The 18,177-nt window shown below is 45.3% G+C and carries 19 protein-coding genes; 10 read left to right on the top strand and 9 right to left on the bottom strand.

Features of this window, described 5'->3' with window-relative positions:
• Nucleotides 1-250 precede the first annotated feature (250 nt).
• The 6 genes from DRW41_RS13720 (at nucleotide 251) to DRW41_RS13695 (ending at nucleotide 7,501) form a co-directional block, all read left to right on the top strand.
• Nucleotides 251-955: an RDD family protein gene (locus DRW41_RS13720; RefSeq protein WP_115452571.1), complete on the top strand. Its 705-nt coding sequence runs from the start codon at nucleotides 251-253 to the stop codon at nucleotides 953-955.
• A gap of 141 nt (nucleotides 956-1,096) precedes the next feature.
• A complete protein-coding gene (locus DRW41_RS13715; protein WP_115452570.1) occupies nucleotides 1,097-1,573 on the top strand; it encodes a staygreen family protein in 477 nt (158 codons plus the stop codon).
• 200 nt (nucleotides 1,574-1,773) lie between these two features.
• Nucleotides 1,774-3,081, top strand: coding sequence for an ABC transporter substrate-binding protein (locus DRW41_RS13710; RefSeq protein ID WP_115452569.1), 1,308 nt, complete (start codon nucleotides 1,774-1,776; stop codon nucleotides 3,079-3,081).
• A 138-nt stretch (nucleotides 3,082-3,219) separates the two neighbouring features.
• A complete protein-coding gene (locus DRW41_RS13705) occupies nucleotides 3,220-4,545 on the top strand; it encodes a carbohydrate ABC transporter permease (protein WP_115452568.1) in 1,326 nt (441 codons plus the stop codon).
• 11 nt (nucleotides 4,546-4,556) lie between these two features.
• Nucleotides 4,557-5,378 (top strand): carbohydrate ABC transporter permease, encoded by an 822-nt coding sequence (locus DRW41_RS13700; protein ID WP_115452567.1) that lies wholly within the window; start codon nucleotides 4,557-4,559, stop codon nucleotides 5,376-5,378.
• 170 nt (nucleotides 5,379-5,548) lie between these two features.
• The gene (locus DRW41_RS13695; protein WP_115452566.1) at nucleotides 5,549-7,501 is read left to right on the top strand and encodes a glycoside hydrolase family 15 protein; all 1,953 of its coding nucleotides are present in this window, start codon (nucleotides 5,549-5,551) and stop codon (nucleotides 7,499-7,501) included.
• 138 nt (nucleotides 7,502-7,639) lie between these two features.
• On the opposite strand, the gene DRW41_RS13690 is transcribed toward DRW41_RS13695, so the two are convergent.
• Nucleotides 7,640-8,290, bottom strand: a complete 651-nt coding sequence (locus DRW41_RS13690) for a hypothetical protein (RefSeq protein ID WP_115452565.1) — start codon at nucleotides 8,288-8,290, stop codon at nucleotides 7,640-7,642.
• 471 nt (nucleotides 8,291-8,761) lie between these two features.
• Nucleotides 8,762-9,871 carry an LAGLIDADG family homing endonuclease gene (locus DRW41_RS13685; RefSeq protein ID WP_181884549.1) on the bottom strand — a complete coding sequence of 370 codons (1,110 nt, stop codon included), beginning with the start codon at nucleotides 9,869-9,871 and terminating at the stop codon, nucleotides 8,762-8,764.
• A gap of 225 nt (nucleotides 9,872-10,096) precedes the next feature.
• On the opposite strand from DRW41_RS13685, the gene gnd reads away from it, so the two are divergent.
• Complete coding sequence (gnd, locus tag DRW41_RS13680) at nucleotides 10,097-11,506, top strand: NADP-dependent phosphogluconate dehydrogenase (RefSeq protein WP_115452563.1); 1,410 nt, start codon at nucleotides 10,097-10,099, stop codon at nucleotides 11,504-11,506.
• A 34-nt stretch (nucleotides 11,507-11,540) separates the two neighbouring features.
• Here the strand turns inward: gnd and DRW41_RS13675 are convergent, their stop codons facing one another.
• The 6 genes from DRW41_RS13675 to DRW41_RS23025 form a co-directional block, all read right to left on the bottom strand.
• Nucleotides 11,541-12,185, bottom strand: coding sequence for a hypothetical protein (locus DRW41_RS13675; protein ID WP_115452562.1), 645 nt, complete (start codon nucleotides 12,183-12,185; stop codon nucleotides 11,541-11,543).
• A 131-nt stretch (nucleotides 12,186-12,316) separates the two neighbouring features.
• Nucleotides 12,317-13,681, bottom strand: coding sequence for an amino acid permease (locus DRW41_RS13670; RefSeq protein ID WP_115452561.1), 1,365 nt, complete (start codon nucleotides 13,679-13,681; stop codon nucleotides 12,317-12,319).
• Nucleotides 13,682-13,750: 69 nt separating this feature from the next.
• A complete protein-coding gene (locus tag DRW41_RS13665; protein WP_245959433.1) occupies nucleotides 13,751-14,134 on the bottom strand; it encodes a hypothetical protein in 384 nt (127 codons plus the stop codon).
• 104 nt (nucleotides 14,135-14,238) lie between these two features.
• Entirely contained in the window at nucleotides 14,239-14,430 is a 192-nt protein-coding gene (locus DRW41_RS13660) for a YbxH family protein (RefSeq protein ID WP_115452591.1), read from the bottom strand.
• 31 nt (nucleotides 14,431-14,461) lie between these two features.
• Nucleotides 14,462-14,593, bottom strand: coding sequence for a hypothetical protein (locus DRW41_RS23650; protein WP_281272313.1), 132 nt, complete (start codon nucleotides 14,591-14,593; stop codon nucleotides 14,462-14,464).
• 20 nt (nucleotides 14,594-14,613) lie between these two features.
• Nucleotides 14,614-14,763 (bottom strand): hypothetical protein, encoded by a 150-nt coding sequence (locus DRW41_RS23025; protein WP_181884548.1) that lies wholly within the window; start codon nucleotides 14,761-14,763, stop codon nucleotides 14,614-14,616.
• A 145-nt stretch (nucleotides 14,764-14,908) separates the two neighbouring features.
• Here DRW41_RS23025 and DRW41_RS23020 point away from each other — a divergent pair, with 145 nt between their 5' ends.
• Nucleotides 14,909-15,064, top strand: coding sequence for a hypothetical protein (locus DRW41_RS23020; protein WP_181884547.1), 156 nt, complete (start codon nucleotides 14,909-14,911; stop codon nucleotides 15,062-15,064).
• Between the two features lie 101 nt (nucleotides 15,065-15,165).
• On the opposite strand, the gene DRW41_RS23645 is transcribed toward DRW41_RS23020, so the two are convergent.
• Nucleotides 15,166-15,300, bottom strand: a complete 135-nt coding sequence (locus DRW41_RS23645) for a hypothetical protein (protein WP_281272312.1) — start codon at nucleotides 15,298-15,300, stop codon at nucleotides 15,166-15,168.
• Between the two features lie 166 nt (nucleotides 15,301-15,466).
• On the opposite strand from DRW41_RS23645, the gene DRW41_RS13655 reads away from it, so the two are divergent.
• Together DRW41_RS13655 and DRW41_RS13650 are read left to right on the top strand one after the other, a co-directional pair.
• Nucleotides 15,467-16,885 carry a LysM peptidoglycan-binding domain-containing protein gene (locus DRW41_RS13655; protein WP_115452560.1) on the top strand — a complete coding sequence of 473 codons (1,419 nt, stop codon included), beginning with the start codon at nucleotides 15,467-15,469 and terminating at the stop codon, nucleotides 16,883-16,885.
• A gap of 121 nt (nucleotides 16,886-17,006) precedes the next feature.
• Complete coding sequence (locus DRW41_RS13650) at nucleotides 17,007-18,146, top strand: glycoside hydrolase family 18 protein (RefSeq protein ID WP_115452559.1); 1,140 nt, start codon at nucleotides 17,007-17,009, stop codon at nucleotides 18,144-18,146.
• The last annotated feature ends 31 nt before the right edge of the window (nucleotides 18,147-18,177 follow it).

Genomic DNA, 18,177 nt, shown 5'->3' with positions numbered 1-18,177 from the left:
GGACCTTTTTTAAAAGTGTCCATTATTCGGGTTATAGTTCAAAATCGGCGGCCCTTTTGTTTTAACTGTCCGATTCGGGACTCATATGGATTAGCGGCGCTTCCTGCCAACGTATTGAAAAGCCATCGCCAAGGCCAAAGGTGACAAAACATGACAATCTTAGCCAATTTATCTAGTAATCTTTCTGGCAATTTATTATACTAATTAATAATATAAGCAATTTATTTAATTTGTTTAAGGAGGCACCTACTTGTACTGTCCAAATTGCAATACGTTAAATGATGATTCTGCCCGCTATTGCAGCAAATGCGGGGAATACCTTGAAAAGAAAGCCTTGGAAGTATGCCCGGACTGCGGCACTGAAAGGCAAAATGGCGATGAATTCTGCAACATCTGCGGATATAAATTCGCTGACGGGCCCACACCAGCCCAGACAGCTCCTGTTACAGGCAGCTTTGACGCCATAGGAGATACAAATGGTCTTAACAGCGGGAACGGAGGCGGTTTCCAGTCCAGCCCTTCACACAATTATGGTTCTTATAACGCTGCTAACAACAGGGAAGGCAATGTCCGCTATGCAAACTTTGGCGAAAGACTTGTCGCGCTAATCATTGATTCCGTTATTTTAGGGGTTGCGGGCTTCTTCCTGGGAATGGTGTTCGTAGCATTCGACAACGAGGGAATTACAAACTTCCTTTCCTTTATTATCGGCATTGCCTACAAAGCGGGAATGGAGGGCTCCTCCAATCAAGCAACCCTCGGAAAGATGGCAATGGGCATAAAGGTAATCGGACCTGATGGCGGACGAATCAGTTATGGCCGGGCAATCGGCAGGTACTTCGCTACATTCCTGTCTACCATTATTTTAGGAATCGGCTACCTTATGGCTCTCTTTACGAAAGAAAAACGTACCCTTCATGACTTTATAGCCGGTACGTATGTTATTAAAAAATAATAGCAGGAAACCCCTTTTCTTTTTATATAAGAGAAGGGTTTTTTTATTGCTCCATTCATGGAGTCATAGGCAGCTGTCACGGAATTGTAACGGACGCATAGTATAAACCAGGTACGTATAAGGGAAAGGAGTTTGCTTGCCTTGACTAAATTCGATCCTGGAAATTTGGCGGTTGCCTATATCGCGCCGGTTACACCTTTCAGGCCATTGGATGGAAGAAAATATACACTATCCCATTCGGATGTGACCGGCAAGCTCTTTTTAACGATTGGGCCAGAATTTAGCTTTTCCACAGCCAATACGGCTAAGGATGAGGTTTTCACCGAGTGGATCCAAAGCATGGGGGAATATTCGATGTCCGGGCGTGTCCACGTGAGCGGAGGTGAATTTGACGAGCAGCATTCAAAGGTCCGGTTTCTGATTTTTAAAAAGGAAATGGAGCTGGCATTGACGGCGATTGTCTATGGTGATCAAGTATTTTACAAAAGCTTTCCATGGCTCCTGGACGCCCCCATCTACATTCATTTTGATTCTATTTATCCGGAGTTCCAAAAAGTGCTTTTCTACGGGACGCCAAGGCAGTACCTTACTTCTGCCCGAGAACAAAAGGTTACGTAACAGCGCGGGACGGTTGTGCCTGCGCTGTCGTTTTTTGGAAACCTTCATACGATTGGGAAACATCCGGTTTTTTTAAACGAAACAAGGGTAAATACGATTTAGCATTACATTTTCCTGGAATCGGTTCCAGCACCTACATAGAGATACCCGGCAAAAGATATACTGGTGACCGGTTTCAAATCTCATTAGGAGGCGTTCTTATGCAAAAAAAGGCGAAGTTCCTTCCATATCTGGCTTCCGCCGCGCTCGCATTAAGCCTTGCAGCGTGCCAGTCCTCAGCCGACAAAACTGGCGGGGACTCAAAAAAGGATGACAAAGGGGAAGGCGAAAAGGAAAAGGTGGTAACGATTACGTACGCGAGGGGCGCGGATACGACAGGAAGCACCGAAAAGCTGATACAGGCATTCGAGGATGCCCATCCAAATATCAAGGTCGAATATCAGGAAATGCCAAACAGCAGCGGTCAGCAGCACGACCAATATGTAACGGCCTTCAGTTCGAAAAGTGATGAAATCGATGTTTTCGACGCGGATGTCGTCTGGCCGGCAGAATTCGCCCAGGCGAACTACGCCCTGGAATTGGACAGGCTGATTGAAAAAGATGGCATCAATTTGGATGACTATTTCCCGGCAACCGTCCAGGCCGGAAAATTCGGCGGGAAGCAATGGGCCATGCCAAAATACATGGATGCCGGCCTTCTATACTACAGGACTGATATTGTAAAAGAGGCGCCAAAAACTTGGGATGAGCTGATTGCGGCCGCAAAAGATGGCCAGGGGAAGGAAGGAACGAAATTTGGCTTCGTTCTTCAGGCGAACCAATATGAAGGCCTCGTCGTTAATGCCATTGAGTTCATTGCTTCCTATGGCGGACAGGTCATAGACGAAAACAACAAGGTTGTCATTGACAGCCCAGAATCAATCAAGGGTTTGACGAAAATGGTCGAAGTCGTCAATACCGGCATTACGCCAAATAATATCCTGACATTCACCGAACCCGAAACTGAAACAGCGTTTATCGAAGGGCAGACAGTCCTTGCCCGGAACTGGCCGTACATGTCTAAATCCGGCGCGGATAAAGAGCGTTCGAAGGTCCTCGATAAAGTTGGCTATTCTGTGCTGCCTGCCGGAGATAAGGGTTCCGCTTCGACGCTCGGAGGATATATGACTATGATCAATCGGTATACGGATGAGCCGGAAGCGGCTTGGGAGTTCGTTAAATGGATGACAGGCAAAGAGGGACAGCTTATTTCCGCTACCGAAGGAGGAAGGGCTCCGACTCTAAAGGCATTGTATGAAGACGACAAGGTTAAGGAAGCTGCACCGCTATTCGGTAAAGAAGAATTCGTCAATGTGCTTCACAGCGCGGTGCCGCGTCCCGTAACGCCAAATTACCAAAAGGTATCCGACATCATCCAGATAGAGGTATCAAAGGCGCTGACCAAGAAAATCACCCCTGAAGAAGCCATTAAAAACATGCAGCAAAAGATGGAAGAGGCTTTGAAATAACCGTAATCCGCCGGTTTTGGGTATTAATGCAAAGGAACAAAGGAAGGTGGGTGTTATCGCACCCGCCTCTTTTATTAAAACCCCGAAAATTGGGCGGCAAACGCGTTCAAAACCCATTTGTAAGAGAGGGTGTTCATAATGGCAAAAGGCTCCGGCCGAAACAGAAGCCTTAGCGAAAAGCAGCTTGGCTATTTGATGGTTCTTCCTTCGCTGATTTTGATTCTCGCGGTTGTGATTTGGCCAATCACCCAATCATTTTGGAACAGCCTGTTCGATTACAGGCTCAACGACCCCGCCAGATCACAGAAAATGCTGACGGACAACATCGACCTGGAACGATATACAAACAACTATTATTATTTGTCCAATTCACTTGGGAGCCTTGAAGAAAGCGGAAAAGACCCAAAGGTGAAGGAAACGCTCGCGGGCATTAAGGCGGATATTGAAGCCAGCCATAAAAAGCTGATGGCCGAACCGGGGTTGGAAGAAAAGTATAACAAGGTAAACGATATTATCGCTTCCTTTAAGCCAGTCACCGACGCAAAACTCAAATATTCAAAACTGGAATCAAAAGTGGCGGCTGATTATTCAGCCGTTCTGGAAAAAGCCGATAATAAATTGGACAGGCTTGAATTTGGCCCAGAAGAAGAGGCGATTGCGGCTGATTTAAAAGAACAGCTTAAGGAAACGAAAGGAGCCATCCTACAATCAAATTTTATCGGCTTTAAAAACTATATGAATTATTTCCAGGACCAGCGGATGTGGCAATCCATTGCGAACACGACAATCTTTACAGTCATTTCCGTGTTTATCGAGTTGGTCATTGGCCTTATGATCGCGCTCCTTCTGAACAGGGTGTTCTTGGGCAGGGGCATTGTCCGCGCCGCGGTGTTAATTCCATGGGCCATACCTACTGCTGTTTCCGCGATGATGTGGAAGTATCTGTATGACGGCCAATCGGGTATCATCGCCCACTATTTTGAGAAAATGCATCTTGTTGAAAGTGCCGGGAATTTGCTGACGACACCAGTCGGTGCAATGTTCTCGATCATATTCACCGATGTTTGGAAAACGACTCCTTACATGTCATTGCTTCTTCTAGCCGGCCTCCAGACCATTCCTTCTTCCCTGTATGAGGCTGCCCAAGTAGATGGAGCAAACAAATACCATCAGTTTTTCAAAATTACGCTGCCGCTCTTAAAATCGTCAATCCTTGTGGCGCTCCTGTTCCGTACGCTCGATGCTTTCAGGGTGTTCGACCTGATTTATGTACTGACCGGAGGCGGGCCTGCAAACTCAACAGAATCGATTACGGTATATGCGTATAAAACTTTATTCTCCCAGCAAAACTTCGGAGCCGGATCTGTATTATCGGTCATCGTTTTCCTGGCTGTGGCATTGATTAGCATGATTTATATTCGCTTCATTGGATCCGACCTTTTTGAAGGAAAAGTAAAGGGATAGGAGGATGGAAGATGAATAGACGTGCAGGAATCCCTTTTTATGTGTTTCTCGTTATATTTGTGTTTCTTGTAATGTTCCCATTCTTGTGGGTATTTTTGACGTCAATCAAGCCTCCCGGCGAGATTTTCTCATCGTTTGCCTGGTTTTCAAAGCAGCCTACGCTTGAATCGTATAAATCGGCCTTAACGACGAGGCCGTTATTAACCTATATGAAAAACAGCTTCATCGTATCGGCTATGACAACGTTGATAGCGATCGCTTTCGCTTCCTTCGCCGCCTATGCGCTGACAAGGCTTCCAATCCGCTTTAAAAAACTGATTTTGGGAATCGTCCTGGCTTCTTCAATGTTCCCGCACATTGCGATTATGTCGCCGATCTATAATTTCGCGACAGACTTCCATTTAAGGAATACGTACTTGGGGCTTGTGATCCCTTACATCACGTTCAGCCTTCCGCTCGCGATTTGGCTGCTATCAACATTTTTTCAAAAAATCCCTTTTGACTTGGAGGAATCCGCGAAAATGGATGGCGCGACTCCTTTTCAAACCTTCAGGAAGATTATCTTTCCGCTCGCGGCGCCAGGGGTTTTCACAACGGCGATTCTCGTTTTTATAACTGCGTGGAATGAGTATCTGTTCGCGCTGACAATCAACTCGAAGGAGTCATCCCGGACGGTGCCCGTTGGAATTTCGCTTTACCAAAGTGATTACACCGTTCCTTGGGGAGACATTACCGCCGCAACGGTTATTGTAACAATTCCGATTGTCATTCTGGTCCTAATTTTCCAAAGAAGGATTGTGTCCGGGCTGACATCGGGATCAGTAAAAGGGTAAAATGACCTTCCATCAGGTGTTGTTTTTTACAGATGGTTAGGTAAACCAATTGGACTTTTACGGGCAGTTGGTCCACCATAGATAATAGGATTGATCCCCTAATCTTTAGGTGGGTTCTTGCTGCCCGTTAAGATAGGGTAAAGGACTTGTTTTTTGGGAGTGACAACTGTATGAGGAAAAAACCTTACTTGACGGACGCGATTATCGGCAACTCAAAAATGCTTGTAACGCTAACGCAAGATGGACAGCTCCAGCGCCTGTTCTGGCCAAATATCGACTTTCCGCAGCACGCGAACCAGTTCTATACCGGCATCCATACAGGCGATGGAGGGGAAGGCGGGACGTCGTTTATCCATGAAGCTGGCTGGGAACATCTGCAGGCATACGACGGCGATACAAATATCCTCGTTACCACAGCCCGAAACTTCGACTTGAAAGTTGAAATCACGCAAACGGATTTCGTTGTTCCCGGAAAGGATATTTTCGTACGGGATTATCAAATTAAAAATCTCTCAAGTTCGGATAAAAAGGTGTCATTTATCGCGTATTCCGACTTCACTGTAGATGACAGGAAAAGGTACAGCACGGTGATGTTCAACCCGGTGGACGACTGCCTGGTCCATTATTTCCGCCAATATGCTTTTGCGGTCGGAAGCAGCATGGAGGCGACACAATTTCAGAGCGGCGCGGCGATCGAAGCGGCCCGCTTGAACAAACTGAGCGGCAAAGTAATAACGAACAAAACGGACGGAGCCCTGTCTTGGGATCTCGGGAATATGGCTGGTGGCGAAGAGAGGCGGCTGACCATATACATTACAGCAGGCTCCAATCTTGGTGGAGCTGTTGCCTGCCTTGCAGAAGCAAAAGAAGCTGGGCCCGATGAACTTCATGACAGGACCGCGCTTTTTTGGGAAGAGTACCTTCTTCAGGCACGAGAAATCCATATAGAAGACGAAAAGACGAGGCAGGTATACAAAAGATCGCTGCTTACGTTCAAGCTGCTAAATGATGAAGAGACTGGTGCGTTCATCGCTGGGCCAGAGGTGGATGAGGATTATGATTTTTCCGGGGGATATGCGTATTGCTGGGGCAGGGACGCCGCCTATATCGCCACTGCCGCGGACCTTGCCGGATACCATGGCCTTGTATCCAAATTCTATTATTCCACCATGGCCACCCAGAGGGACGACGGGGCCTGGGAGCACCGATTTTACACGAATGGCATGCTCGCCCCGACCTGGGGAATCCAAATTGATGAGGGCGGCTCAATTCTCTGGGGAATCCATAGGCATTATGAAATTACCAAGGATGTTAATTTCCTGAATACAATCTGGCCATCTGTGGAAAAGGGCGCCAATTACCTGACTATGTTCATTGACCTGGAAACCCATTTGCCCCTTCCCACCAACGACCTCTGGGAAAAGAGGGAAGGGGAACATCTTTATTCGGCTGCGGCAGTGTATGGCGGTTTGGTTGGCTCGGCAAAGCTTGCCAGAAAACTGAATCGCGAAGATTTGGCTGAAAAATGGGAGAGAACGGCGGAGCGAATGAAAAAAACAGTTGAAGAACGCTGCTGGAATGAGGAAACCGGCTCCTATCTTAGGGCCCTGAAACTTACGGTTGATGAGAAAACCTATACAGAGGCGTCGCTCGCTGGCAAGGAAACGATTGTGGAAGAGGACCGGAAAGGATACAAGACGTTCAGGCTGATGGAGGATCCTGTTATCGACATATGCCTGCTCGGCCTGAATGTCCCATTCAATATGATCGATGAAAAATCGGATCGGATGGTAAAAACGGCGGAAACGATTGAACACCTTTTGACTTCTCCGGTAACAGGCGGACTCGAACGTTTTCCAGGGGACGTATATATCGGAGGAAACCCATGGATTCTCACCACCCTGTGGATGGCTTTGTTTGACATTAAAATCGGCAAATTTGAAAAAGCGCGCTCCTATTTGAATTGGGCCGTAAACAACGCCAACCAACTTGGCCTTCTGCCTGAACAGATCCACAAAGAAACCGGCGAGCCCGCTTGGGTAATGCCGCTTACATGGTCGCACGCGATGTTCGTTCTGTCCGTCATCGCGCTTGAAGAAGCGGGGGAGCTGAATGGCGATTAAAGACATTTTAAAAAAACAGCGAAATCCATTATAGAAGAGGATTTCGCTGTTTTTTAAAGGTAAAAAGAAATGGAGAAATAATTGCAAAAGGTGGTTCCAAAATGTTTCTTTATGGACAGCCCCGTTTTTTGGTTTCCATTATATAAAATTCCGGTCTTTCGCTTCATCTTTTTGAAAGGCAGCAACGATTCCATAGCAAAGCAGGCTTATATAGAATATCCCACTGTTAAAAAATGCTTGGAGGAACTTCACTGGGATGAAACCCAGCAACGGGGTGATCATTGCCAATAACATCAGATATGCGAGCCATTTTGGAAAAACTTTTGATTTTAACGTGCCAATTGCAAAACCGAGAGCTCCAAAAAAAGCCAATGGGATGAAAAAGATGAAAAACCGAAAAACAGAATGGTCAAATACGCTGGCCATGAATGTATCAGCCTTTGTAAATTCTCCCTGGCTTGCAACCCCATCAAAAACAACTGGTGCCACCGAGGAAAGCAGGGTGTAAGTAGTCATTTCATATAGAAGGATATAAGTAAACAAAAAGGTAAATCCGATTAGTCCCCAAACGCCTGCTTTTGATGCAATTCGGCCATACACTCCAATAAATCCAAGAAACAAAAAAAGTATACCGAAAAGAAGGAGGATCGAAACATTATTTACAGTGGCCAGGAAACTGTCAACTTGCTCAAGCTTCAAAAGATCCGGGAAGAAATAAGCCTTATAAACCATAATGGCCGAGCCAATACCTAAGAAAATCCCGCTTAACTTTGAAATGACTGAACTCATGATTTACCTCCCAAGTATGAAAAAATTAAATTCCTGGTTAAATAAATATGCTAAATAGCTAAATAGAATGAATTTAATTAAGGTTGTAATGTTGTAATTTAAAGGGAATCAATTTGAAATTTGATGTAAAGATACAAGTAAAACAGCAAAGATAGATGTAATCAAGGTTCAAAATTCTACACGGAAATTGTCAAAATGAACATAAAATCTTCTCTAAAGCCATCTTACAAAAGTTGCGGTTTAGAGAGCATTATATTATTTTCTACACTGCTAGGATCCCAGGATAATAATTCTAAAACGGATAATAATTCTAAAACATTCCTGCGAATAACTAGAATGAAACAAAATTTTTATTCCGTCTCACTATCAAGAGTTTATTTTGGTATTGAGATGTATTTCAGCTTTTTATATTTAACTTCCTAGAATATATATTATGTTAACTGAAAAAATAAAAATAATAGAATCCAATCCCTATGATTGAATCCTATGACTTCTCCCTTCCCTGACCGCTACATTAACATCAACAAACTCTGCGGCATACTCAATTACATCACTCACATGGATTCCATATGTTTGGGCAAAAACTTTTGCCCGATCCAGCAGTTCACGGTCAAAAGTGGATTTATATTGAACACGGTCAGTCCGTTTATTCTTTTTAAGATTAAGCTCTTTTGCATCCATTAAAATGTTCATTCCGCTTTCAAGTAAATAATTTATATATGTATTGTTTTGTTTTGCGATTTCTCCAAGTTTTGCAAGAATATTTGAACTGACAGTCGTCCTGAACTTAACCCGGTTTGATTTGGCTAGACTAACTTTATCCATGATTTGCAACATTTTTTCTTTTTTCTTCAAAACGCAATTTAATCCAGCGTCCCTATATATAATATCCGCTAGTTTCTTCACACTTTCTCTGCCAGATACAACGACTCTGTAAATTGAATTTAAGCTCTTAGTTTTTTCTGTACGTATTTTTGATCTCAGAGTCCACCGTTGGTATACGGACAATAAACCCTGCGCGAAACAAAAACTGCCGCTAGTTACTGTAACCGTGTATCCATCATCCACATATCCATCCCCATCAATGACACCTCGAACAAAGGAAGGCAAAAATTCTTGTGGACATTTAGGAAAAGTAACTGTTAACGATTTCCTTTTTGTTACTCCAAGTTTACATAAGTTGTCCTTTAAAGCCTTTGAGCAAACTGTCAATGTATATAAATCTGCTCGTGAGCGTTTTTTCGCTTCGCCAGTGAATTTCATTAAGTTTGCTATTTTATCCAAGAGTTGTGAATCCTTTTGGCTCACTGAAAAGGATTGGTTAGTCGGGCAAATATTCCCATCCGTAACAATCAGCACCAACACCCAGGCCATTTCATGGCTCCATTGATCAAAAAACTCCTCGTTAACTTTATGTTTCCTCGGCGGGCCGGTTCTTGTTGCCTTTATGCCGTTTTTAGTAATGACATTAAGAATCGATCTAGCTGAAAGCCCGCTTATCTCACTCATTTCTTTATAAGATATACCATTTTTATACATATTGATAATGATTTCATCTGTAATCCCCTTCTTCCTTGGCAATTCGTCCTCCCCCTTGGAACAGAACATTTGTTCTATTCTAATTATATAACAATAAGGAAAACCCCGCCAACTTTAAACCCCAATTTTTTGAAAATAAGTATGTATAGACCATTGCAAACTCCCTAATCATGGCCTTAAAACCGTTTGACGGGTAACCCGGGTTAACTTTTGATATACTACGTTATATATTCCCTAAAATATAGCAGGAAAGGACGAAACTCAATTATGCCAAAACATCATATCGGCGTCATCGGGCTTGCAGTCATGGGCAAGAACCTTGCCTGGAACATGGAAAGCAAAGGCTACAGTGTCGCGGTTTACAACCGCTCACCGGAAAGAACCGACGAAATGGCGACGGAATCCGAAGGCAAAAACATCTTCCCTGCCTATTCCCTCGAAGAATTTGTTGATTCACTTGAAAAACCGCGCAAAATCATGCTGATGGTCAAAGCCGGCAAACCAACGGACGCGACCATTGACCAATTGAAACCACTCCTCGATAAAGGCGACATCCTCATCGACGGCGGAAACACCTTCTTTGCGGATACCCAGCGCCGCAACAAAGAGTTAAGCGAAGCAGGCCTCCACTTTATCGGCACCGGAGTTTCAGGAGGCGAGGAAGGCGCTTTGAAAGGCCCATCCATCATGCCTGGCGGCCAAAAGGAAGCGTATGACCTTGTCGCCCCGATCTTCAAGGATATTTCCGCCAAGGTGAATGGTGAACCCTGCACAACCTATATTGGGCCGGACGGCGCGGGCCATTATGTTAAAATGGTCCATAATGGGATTGAATATGGCGACATGCAGCTCATCTCGGAAGCCTACTTCCTTTTGAAGAATGTTTTGGGATTAACAGCCCAGGAACTGCACGAAGTATTCGCTGAATGGAACAAAGGCGAGCTCGACAGCTATCTTATTGAAATCACAGCTGATATTTTCAAAAAAACCGATGAAGAAACTGGCAGGCCGCTCGTTGATATCATTCTTGATACCGCCGGTCAAAAAGGTACCGGAAAATGGACAAGCCAAAGCGCGCTTGACCTTGGCGTCCCCCTTCCGATCATTACCGAATCTGTGTTCGCCCGCTTTATTTCAGCCATGAAGGCTGAACGCGTCGAAGCAAGTAAAATCCTTCGCGGCCCCTCCGGCAAAGCCTTCACTGGAGACCGGAAGTCATTCATCGAGTCGGTCCGTAAAGCTCTGTATATGAGCAAAATCTGTTCGTACGCCCAAGGATTCGCGCAATTGAGGGCGGCATCCGAAGAATACGAGTGGGATTTGCGCTACGGTGACATCGCAATGATATTCCGCGGCGGCTGCATCATCCGAGCTCAATTTTTGCAAAAAATCAAGGAAGCATACGACCGTGAGCCCGGCTTGAAAAACCTGCTGCTCGATCCGTATTTCAAGGAAATTGCCGAAGGATACCAGGATGCGCTTAGGGAAATCGTCGGAACATCTGTCCAAAACGGAATTCCTGTCCCTTGTTTCTCTGCGGCCATCGCTTATTACGACAGCTACAGAAGCGAAACGCTCCCAGCCAACCTCCTTCAGGCACAGCGTGACTATTTTGGCGCCCATACGTACCAAAGGATTGATAAAGAAGGCATTTTCCATACCGAATGGCTTAAATAAAATACAGCAAGGGAGCTGCATTGCAGCTCCCTCTTTAATTGTAGTGCTTTTGTTTGATTAGGAATTCATGGATTGAGGGATTATCGAGTTCAAAGTAAGGGCTTGAAACGTATTGGATATCCCCGCTTTTCCCCTTGATATAAGTAGGTTCGTCAAACGCAATCAGTTCCCTTATGGACAAATGGGCCATGCTGGTCATGATAAAAATTTTATTATAGAGCGATTCATCCTTGAACAAGGCGTGGATTAATAGGGCAAAACGCTCAAGGATTTCGATTGGATGAAAATCATTAAATTCGGTTACTTCAGCAAAAAATTGCTTCGTTTTGTTATTGTGGAGCCCGAACAGGATGTATGGCTTTATCGTAAAAAAGGGCTTTATGATCACTTCATAGTCACATTCTTGCGATTCGTCGAAAGCATCCTCAACTTGTGAATCAGGGAAAAATCCTCTTTCAAACGAAATTGCGATATTCAGGTAATCGATATCCCCTTCATCAGCAAACTCCCCGTCCATTTCCGTTTCATAAACGGTATCAGCGTAAACCTCATCGTCCTCAGGTTCGTCAACATCCCAATCAATAATCTGGCTGGACATATCATTGACAATCATCGGCAAAAAAGGGGTTAACAGTCCAAGGACATGATCGTAAAATGGGAACCTGGTGTCTATAGTCAATTGATTTCCTCCCCGCTCATAATGACATGATGGCTTCTGTACATATAATCTACCCATTCTGGTTCGATTCACACCTTCCTGCAAAAATTGGGCAAAAGAAAAAGCCCCCAAAAAGGAGCCTTATTTCCATCCTATGCCGGTTTTTGCTTCTTCCATACCTTGTAGTGCATTATGAGCGTTACTATGCCAATAATCACGACAAATCCGATGCTCACAAAAAAACCATAACGAATCTCACTTTCCGCGAGCGTCCCGCTTGCCGCGGCAAGCAGTAGCAGCAGTCCCGAAAACGCAAGCACTTTTGCCCCTTTTCCTGTTTCAAGGATACGGAGGCCCGAAAGGATAATAAATCCCCAATTGAACAAGATTAGAATCCCAGCTGCCGTTGTGATATATTCGTAAATCTTGCCAGGAAGAAGCAACGCCGTAATGATTGAAGCCAGTAAACCAATCGCGGCCAATCCGAGCGATGGCAGGGGTACCTGTTTCCATTTAATCTTTTTCGCAAAAATTGCGGGCGCGTCCTTGCTTTTCGATAAAGTAACAAGCAGCGTTGTGACACCGAACAAGGAAGCTGTCATAGTCGAAAATCCTGCCATGATGATGGCCGCGTTGAATACATGGGGAAAAAAGGATAGGTGGTAATGTTCCATCGCCGTGACAAACGGACTCTCTTTGTCGCTGAATTCGAAATAGTTTGCCATGACGACGGCGAAGCCAATAGCGAGAAAGTAAATCGAAACCAGGACGATCAGCATGATGATTCCCGCTTTCGGCGCATCTTCCCTCCTTTTAAGCCTTGTCGCCATTAATCCGATTACCTCGATTCCGCCATATGCATAGTAAGCGTATATTAGCGATGACCAAAAGCCGGTAAGCCCATTCGGGAAAAATCCGCCCATTGAATCCGGTATCCCGGGATGCTTTACATTTCCTTGAAGAACGCCTGTGAATGCAAGGAGCGCCAAAATGATGAACATGAGGATGGCCGAGGTCTTGATAACGGCAAGCAAATTTTCCACCTTATCGAAACCCTTGTTGCCGGTAATGACAACGAAAATCGATAAAACAGCGTACCCGGCGGCAAAAAGCCATAGTGGAATATTTGGAAACCAAAATCTCGACAAGATGGACAAAGCGGTCAATTGGCTGCCCATAATTAGGATATTTGAGGACCAATAATTCCATCCGCAGCTGAAGCTCGCCCATTGTCCATAAGCCTTGCCGGCATAATAGCAGAACGAACCGTCCTGGGGATCCTCCGCTGTCATTTTCGCCAATAAATTGTAGACCGTGTATGTCCCATATGCCGCCAATAAAAAAGAAAATACAAGTGATGGACCGGTCGTTTTTATCCCTATGGCAGATCCCAGGAAAAACCCGGTGCCTATTGTACACCCGATTCCAATTAACGACAGCTGCCACCATTTCAGGTTTCCCTTTCCTTTGCCGCCCCCTTTATGCACAGATTTGGCTGAAGGGATAAAAAAGTCCATGGAATGCCTCCTTACGGTATTTTGCCACCAATTTTCGCCGCATAAGACAGGAACTATGAATGGAGGGTGTTATTCCTGTTCTTCCTCCTCACCCTCAACTGGTTTTCCGGCGTTTCGTTCAACTGTCCGGTACATGGCGGTAGTCATGCTCCCCTGGACAACATATTCAAGAAAGAAAGGCGTGAATATTTTCTTATACTCGTCATCGTCGAACATTTTCCTGTTTTGGAGTTCCATTTCACCAAGGCCCTCGAACTCTGAAAGAAGCACATAGGAATAGTCCGGGCCGGCTATAGGTGATAATAATTCGACTTTGTGGCTGTAATGGTCGTTCCGATAACTGACGATTTTCTCAAGATTGGAAAATGCCTCCATAAACTTCTCCTGCCTGATTTCAAACGTTTGATAAACATAGACTGTCATGGCAACCTCCTTGATTTTTTTATGCCTCACTGGCGCCTGTTTTTGAGGTGACTGGGCGGCCTCCCTAATCGACGTAACGAAAAAAAAGCCCCATTTTGGCCGGAAAGGGGCCAATTTGCCGAGAAATGCCCTTATTAAATCCCTTTGTTATGGCAATACTCATCAACGATTTGCTCTATTTCATCCAGTACCGGGAACTTTCCGCTAAAGGTGAATTTAATTTCCTCAATAAACTCGCCATTTTTGTACACATGGATGGCACCGTTCTGGCTTATAACACTGAATTCGGGCTCAAATCGGTATCCAAATTTGTCTATCGCACCCATTCCAATCATCCACTCCATCCATGAACTGAACTTATTGATTTTTCATTTTGGATTTTTCGCCGTTTTCCTGCTTATTGGGATTAGCCGGAACAAATCCATACCCTGTTGGGCTTTGCTCGATTTGCTGGGCTGGCCCTTTTTTGTCCGATTGTTCTTTTCGCACCGTTTTCCCTCCAAACTCCATTATTGATTCCGGCTTTTCACATCGCCTTTAGTCCCCTTTTTTACAGTCTGGGGGGAATGATGATTTTCGCTTCCTCCATTCGGTGGACCGAAAACATGGCTATCGGAAGTTACTTTCGCTCCTTTTGTAAAATCATCCTTCGTTTTCAATTCCTTCACCTCCACGTAAAGCCTATTGTGATTAGGTTGTTCAATTTCCAGATTTCTATTAGGACAATTCAATGATGCGAGTGTAATAATTTCTCCAGTGCAAATACTAACCATCATAAAGTCCATACATTCAAGGAGGGTCGTTATGAACAAAAACAAAGATGCTGAAAAGGCCCCGACTTTTGCTCCAGGGCTTGATACCGATGCACAGCTAAGCCAGTCCGCCACAGAAGAGGACAGGAGAAAAGGGAATGCCACTTCCGTTACAATCGCTTCTTACGATGAAGTTGACCCGAGCTGAAAAGGAGCAGCAGGCCTATACTTGTAGTAGCAAAAAAAGCCCGAATCCCGGGCTTTTTATCATTCCGCCGTAACCAAGGCGGGTTTCTTGTTTTGGAGGCATTATTCCCTTAAATCCGGATTTTCGGGAGGAGCAAACTCCACTGACAGGAGGCTTATATCCTTCTCAAGGCCATAGAACGTTTTTTCTTCCTTTTTTTCATCGCTTTTCTTTTGATCTTTCGTTTCTTTTTGCATACCATCCACCCCTTCATAAAAATAAAAAAACACTGGGTTACCTATTCCGGACTTTTCTTTCCTCCATGGCCATTCATTTACGTCGTTTGTAAGAAAGAATATTCAACACCCTTACCCTTTGGTTTTCATATCCTGATATAGGCTTTTTACCGAGGGAGGTGCTGATTTGATCATTCATACAGTCGAGCGCGGGGATACATTGTGGAAAATAGCCAGCCGTTATCGTGTGGCCATTCCCGAAATTGTCGAGGCAAACGGATTGGCCGATGCTTCCCGGCTTGCAATCGGCCAGGCCTTGCTGATTCCTTCGCCGGATATTCTTCATACAGTGAAATCTGGCGATGTATTATGGGCAATCGCCCAGCGATACGGGATAAGCGTCGAGGCGATAGTAAAAGAAAATGGCATTGAAAACCCGTCGTCAATATATCCTGGTACAGTTTTGAGAATCCCGCCAATCCGTCATACCGTCCATTCCGGAGAGGCTCTTTGGCAGATCGCAAGACAGTATGGAACCACAGCTGAAGAAATTATCAGGAAGAACACTATTCAAAACCCGAATTTAATTTACCCGGGAACAGTCCTTGTCATCCCAAGAAGGAAACCTGTTATCGAGACAAACTCGTTCACCTACCATTCCGATGAAACAGCAACAAGGCTTGTCGGCGAAGTAGCGTCGGAACTAACGTATATAGCACCTTTCGCTTATGTCATCCAGCCGGATGGGTCCCTTGTCCTTTACATGAAGGACGACACGGATGCCATTCAGGCCGGGCTTGAAAAAGGTGCTATTCCGATGATGTCGATCACCAATTTTACCTCGACACAGGCCGGCGAAAACATCGCCCACGCCGTCCTTTCAAGTGCTGAACACCGCGAGAAGCTGCTGGCCAATATCCTTTCCGTGATGAAGGCGAAAGGATACCGTGGATTGAACATCGATTTTGAAAATGTGCTTCCGGGCGACCGGGAACTGTACAATCAATTCCTGGAGCGAGCGGTCGCACTTTTGCACCAAAACGGCTACTTTGTATCCACTTCCCTTGCCCCGAAAATCAGCGGGGAACAAAAAGGCCTGCTTTACGAGGCCCATGATTACCCTGCGCACGGGAGGATTGCCGATTTTACCGTACTAATGACTTATGAATGGGGCTATCGGCTCGGGCCCCCACAAGCTGTTTCCCCGCTGAATGAAATAAGAAGGGTGCTTGATTACGCTGTAACCGTAATGCCTCGGGACAAAATTATGATGGGCTTTCAATTGTATGCCCGGGACTGGATCATTCCCCATGTCCAAGGCAAAGAGGCGGAAACGTACAGCCCGCAGGAAGCCGTGAACCGCGCGATAAAATATGGCGCGGCAATCCAATATGATGTAGCCGCGGCTTCGCCATATTTTCGTTACACGGATGAACAGGGACGCAGACATGAGGTTTGGTTTGAAGACGCAAGGAGCGCGCAGGCTAAATTTGATCTTGTTAAACAGTACAACCTCCGCGGCATCAGCTATTGGGTTCTCGGCTACCCTTTTTCGCAGAACTGGGTATTGCTTGCCGATACCTTCACTATCAGAAAAAAGACATGAAGCGCCAGCCAATTTCGGCTGGCTTTTTATTTTCATCCGTGACGTTCCCTTTATTTCCCACCTTTTTCGCGTTTGATTTCTGTTAAACTTTTTATTAGCTATGTTCATAAGGTGGGTTATCATGCTATCTCGAAAGAAAATCGTACTGGGAATCATGCTGCTTGCTTTCTTTGCGGGCGGATTTTTTTCGGGAATCTATTATTCAGGGAATCTCGGAAAAGATGAAAGCATCCCTTCCTCAAACTCCAAAGGAAAGAAAAATAAAAACGACAAAACAAATCCTTCAATCGCTTCAAAGGTGGTCATAGGCTATGTCCAGGATTTCCGAAATCCTGAGGAAATCGATTATCCGGCCTTTACCCATATTTTGTTTTCATTCGCGCATCCAACTGCGGATGGGTCTGTTTTGTTCAACGGCTCCATGGCGCGGGAAAATCTCAGAAAAACCGTTTCCCTTGCCCATCAAGAAGGGGCAAAGGCGATTCTGGCGGTTGGCGGTTGGTACCATATACAGGGCGGCGAGTCGTATCCATATTTCTCGGCGGCCATCAGCAATCCGGAAGCACGCAAAAACCTTGTCAATAATTTAATCCGCATCGTGGAAACTGAAAATCTCGATGGCATTGACCTCGATTTTGAGCATCCCTGGACAAAACGGGATGCGGCCAGTCTGGAACTTCTTGCAGAAGAGCTAAGCGAAAGGCTCAAGCCCGCGAAAAAGGAACTGTCCATTGCCGTTTATTCGAAAATAAACGCCGTTACTGGTGAAGCGGTTGAATCTGTCATGTATACACCAGGCATTTTCAAGGCTGCCGACCATGTGAATATCATGGCGTATGACGGCCAGTGGGATGGGGGCTACAATGCTGAAAACCTTGCTCCATATGGCTTCGCTGAAAACATTGTCCGTTATTGGTCCACCCAATTCGATCAGCTTGGAATACCAAGGGAAAAGCTTGTCCTCGGTGTGCCGCTATATGGCCAACCCGAGAATCCAGAAGCGAAGCAAGTATCCTATGCGGCAATTGTTGAAAAGGATCCATCGTCCGCCGGGAAAGATACAATTTCAATGAATGATACCGTCTATTTTTATAATGGAATCGAGACAGTAAAGAAAAAAACGGAGCTGGCAATGGCAAACGGATTTGGCGGGATGATGGTTTGGGAAGCGGGCCATGACAGTGAAGGGGATACGAGCATCGCCAGAGCGATTGGGGAGAAAATGAAAAGCATTTCATTAGCATCAGCAAGGAGAAAATAAACAGGAGGGGCAGCCAAAGCCGCCCCTCCTC

The organism is Neobacillus piezotolerans (genome assembly GCF_003362805.1).
GTDB lineage: Bacteria > Bacillota > Bacilli > Bacillales > Cytobacillaceae > Bacillus_D > Bacillus_D piezotolerans.
Note: the sequence above shows the minus strand (reverse complement) of the source record. Positions and strands in the feature narration are given on the sequence as shown.

What these genes read in the sequence shown, in the direction of transcription:
- DRW41_RS13650 (WP_115452559.1), top strand. Translation starts at nt 17,007, where the DNA reads ATGCTATCTCGAAAGAAAATCGTACTGGGAATCATGCTGCTTGCTTTC.
- DRW41_RS13700 (WP_115452567.1), top strand. Translation starts at nt 4,557, where the DNA reads ATGAATAGACGTGCAGGAATCCCTTTTTATGTGTTTCTCGTTATATTT.
- DRW41_RS13660 (WP_115452591.1), bottom strand. Translation starts at nt 14,430, where the DNA reads ATGGGTGCGATAGACAAATTTGGATACCGATTTGAGCCCGAATTCAGT.
- DRW41_RS23645 (WP_281272312.1), bottom strand. Translation starts at nt 15,300, where the DNA reads ATGCAAAAAGAAACGAAAGATCAAAAGAAAAGCGATGAAAAAAAGGAA.
- DRW41_RS23020 (WP_181884547.1), top strand. Translation starts at nt 14,909, where the DNA reads ATGAACAAAAACAAAGATGCTGAAAAGGCCCCGACTTTTGCTCCAGGG.
- DRW41_RS13695 (WP_115452566.1), top strand. Translation starts at nt 5,549, where the DNA reads ATGAGGAAAAAACCTTACTTGACGGACGCGATTATCGGCAACTCAAAA.
- DRW41_RS13670 (WP_115452561.1), bottom strand. Translation starts at nt 13,681, where the DNA reads ATGGACTTTTTTATCCCTTCAGCCAAATCTGTGCATAAAGGGGGCGGC.
- DRW41_RS13690 (WP_115452565.1), bottom strand. Translation starts at nt 8,290, where the DNA reads ATGAGTTCAGTCATTTCAAAGTTAAGCGGGATTTTCTTAGGTATTGGC.
- DRW41_RS13705 (WP_115452568.1), top strand. Translation starts at nt 3,220, where the DNA reads ATGGCAAAAGGCTCCGGCCGAAACAGAAGCCTTAGCGAAAAGCAGCTT.
- DRW41_RS13710 (WP_115452569.1), top strand. Translation starts at nt 1,774, where the DNA reads ATGCAAAAAAAGGCGAAGTTCCTTCCATATCTGGCTTCCGCCGCGCTC.
- gnd (WP_115452563.1), top strand. Translation starts at nt 10,097, where the DNA reads ATGCCAAAACATCATATCGGCGTCATCGGGCTTGCAGTCATGGGCAAG.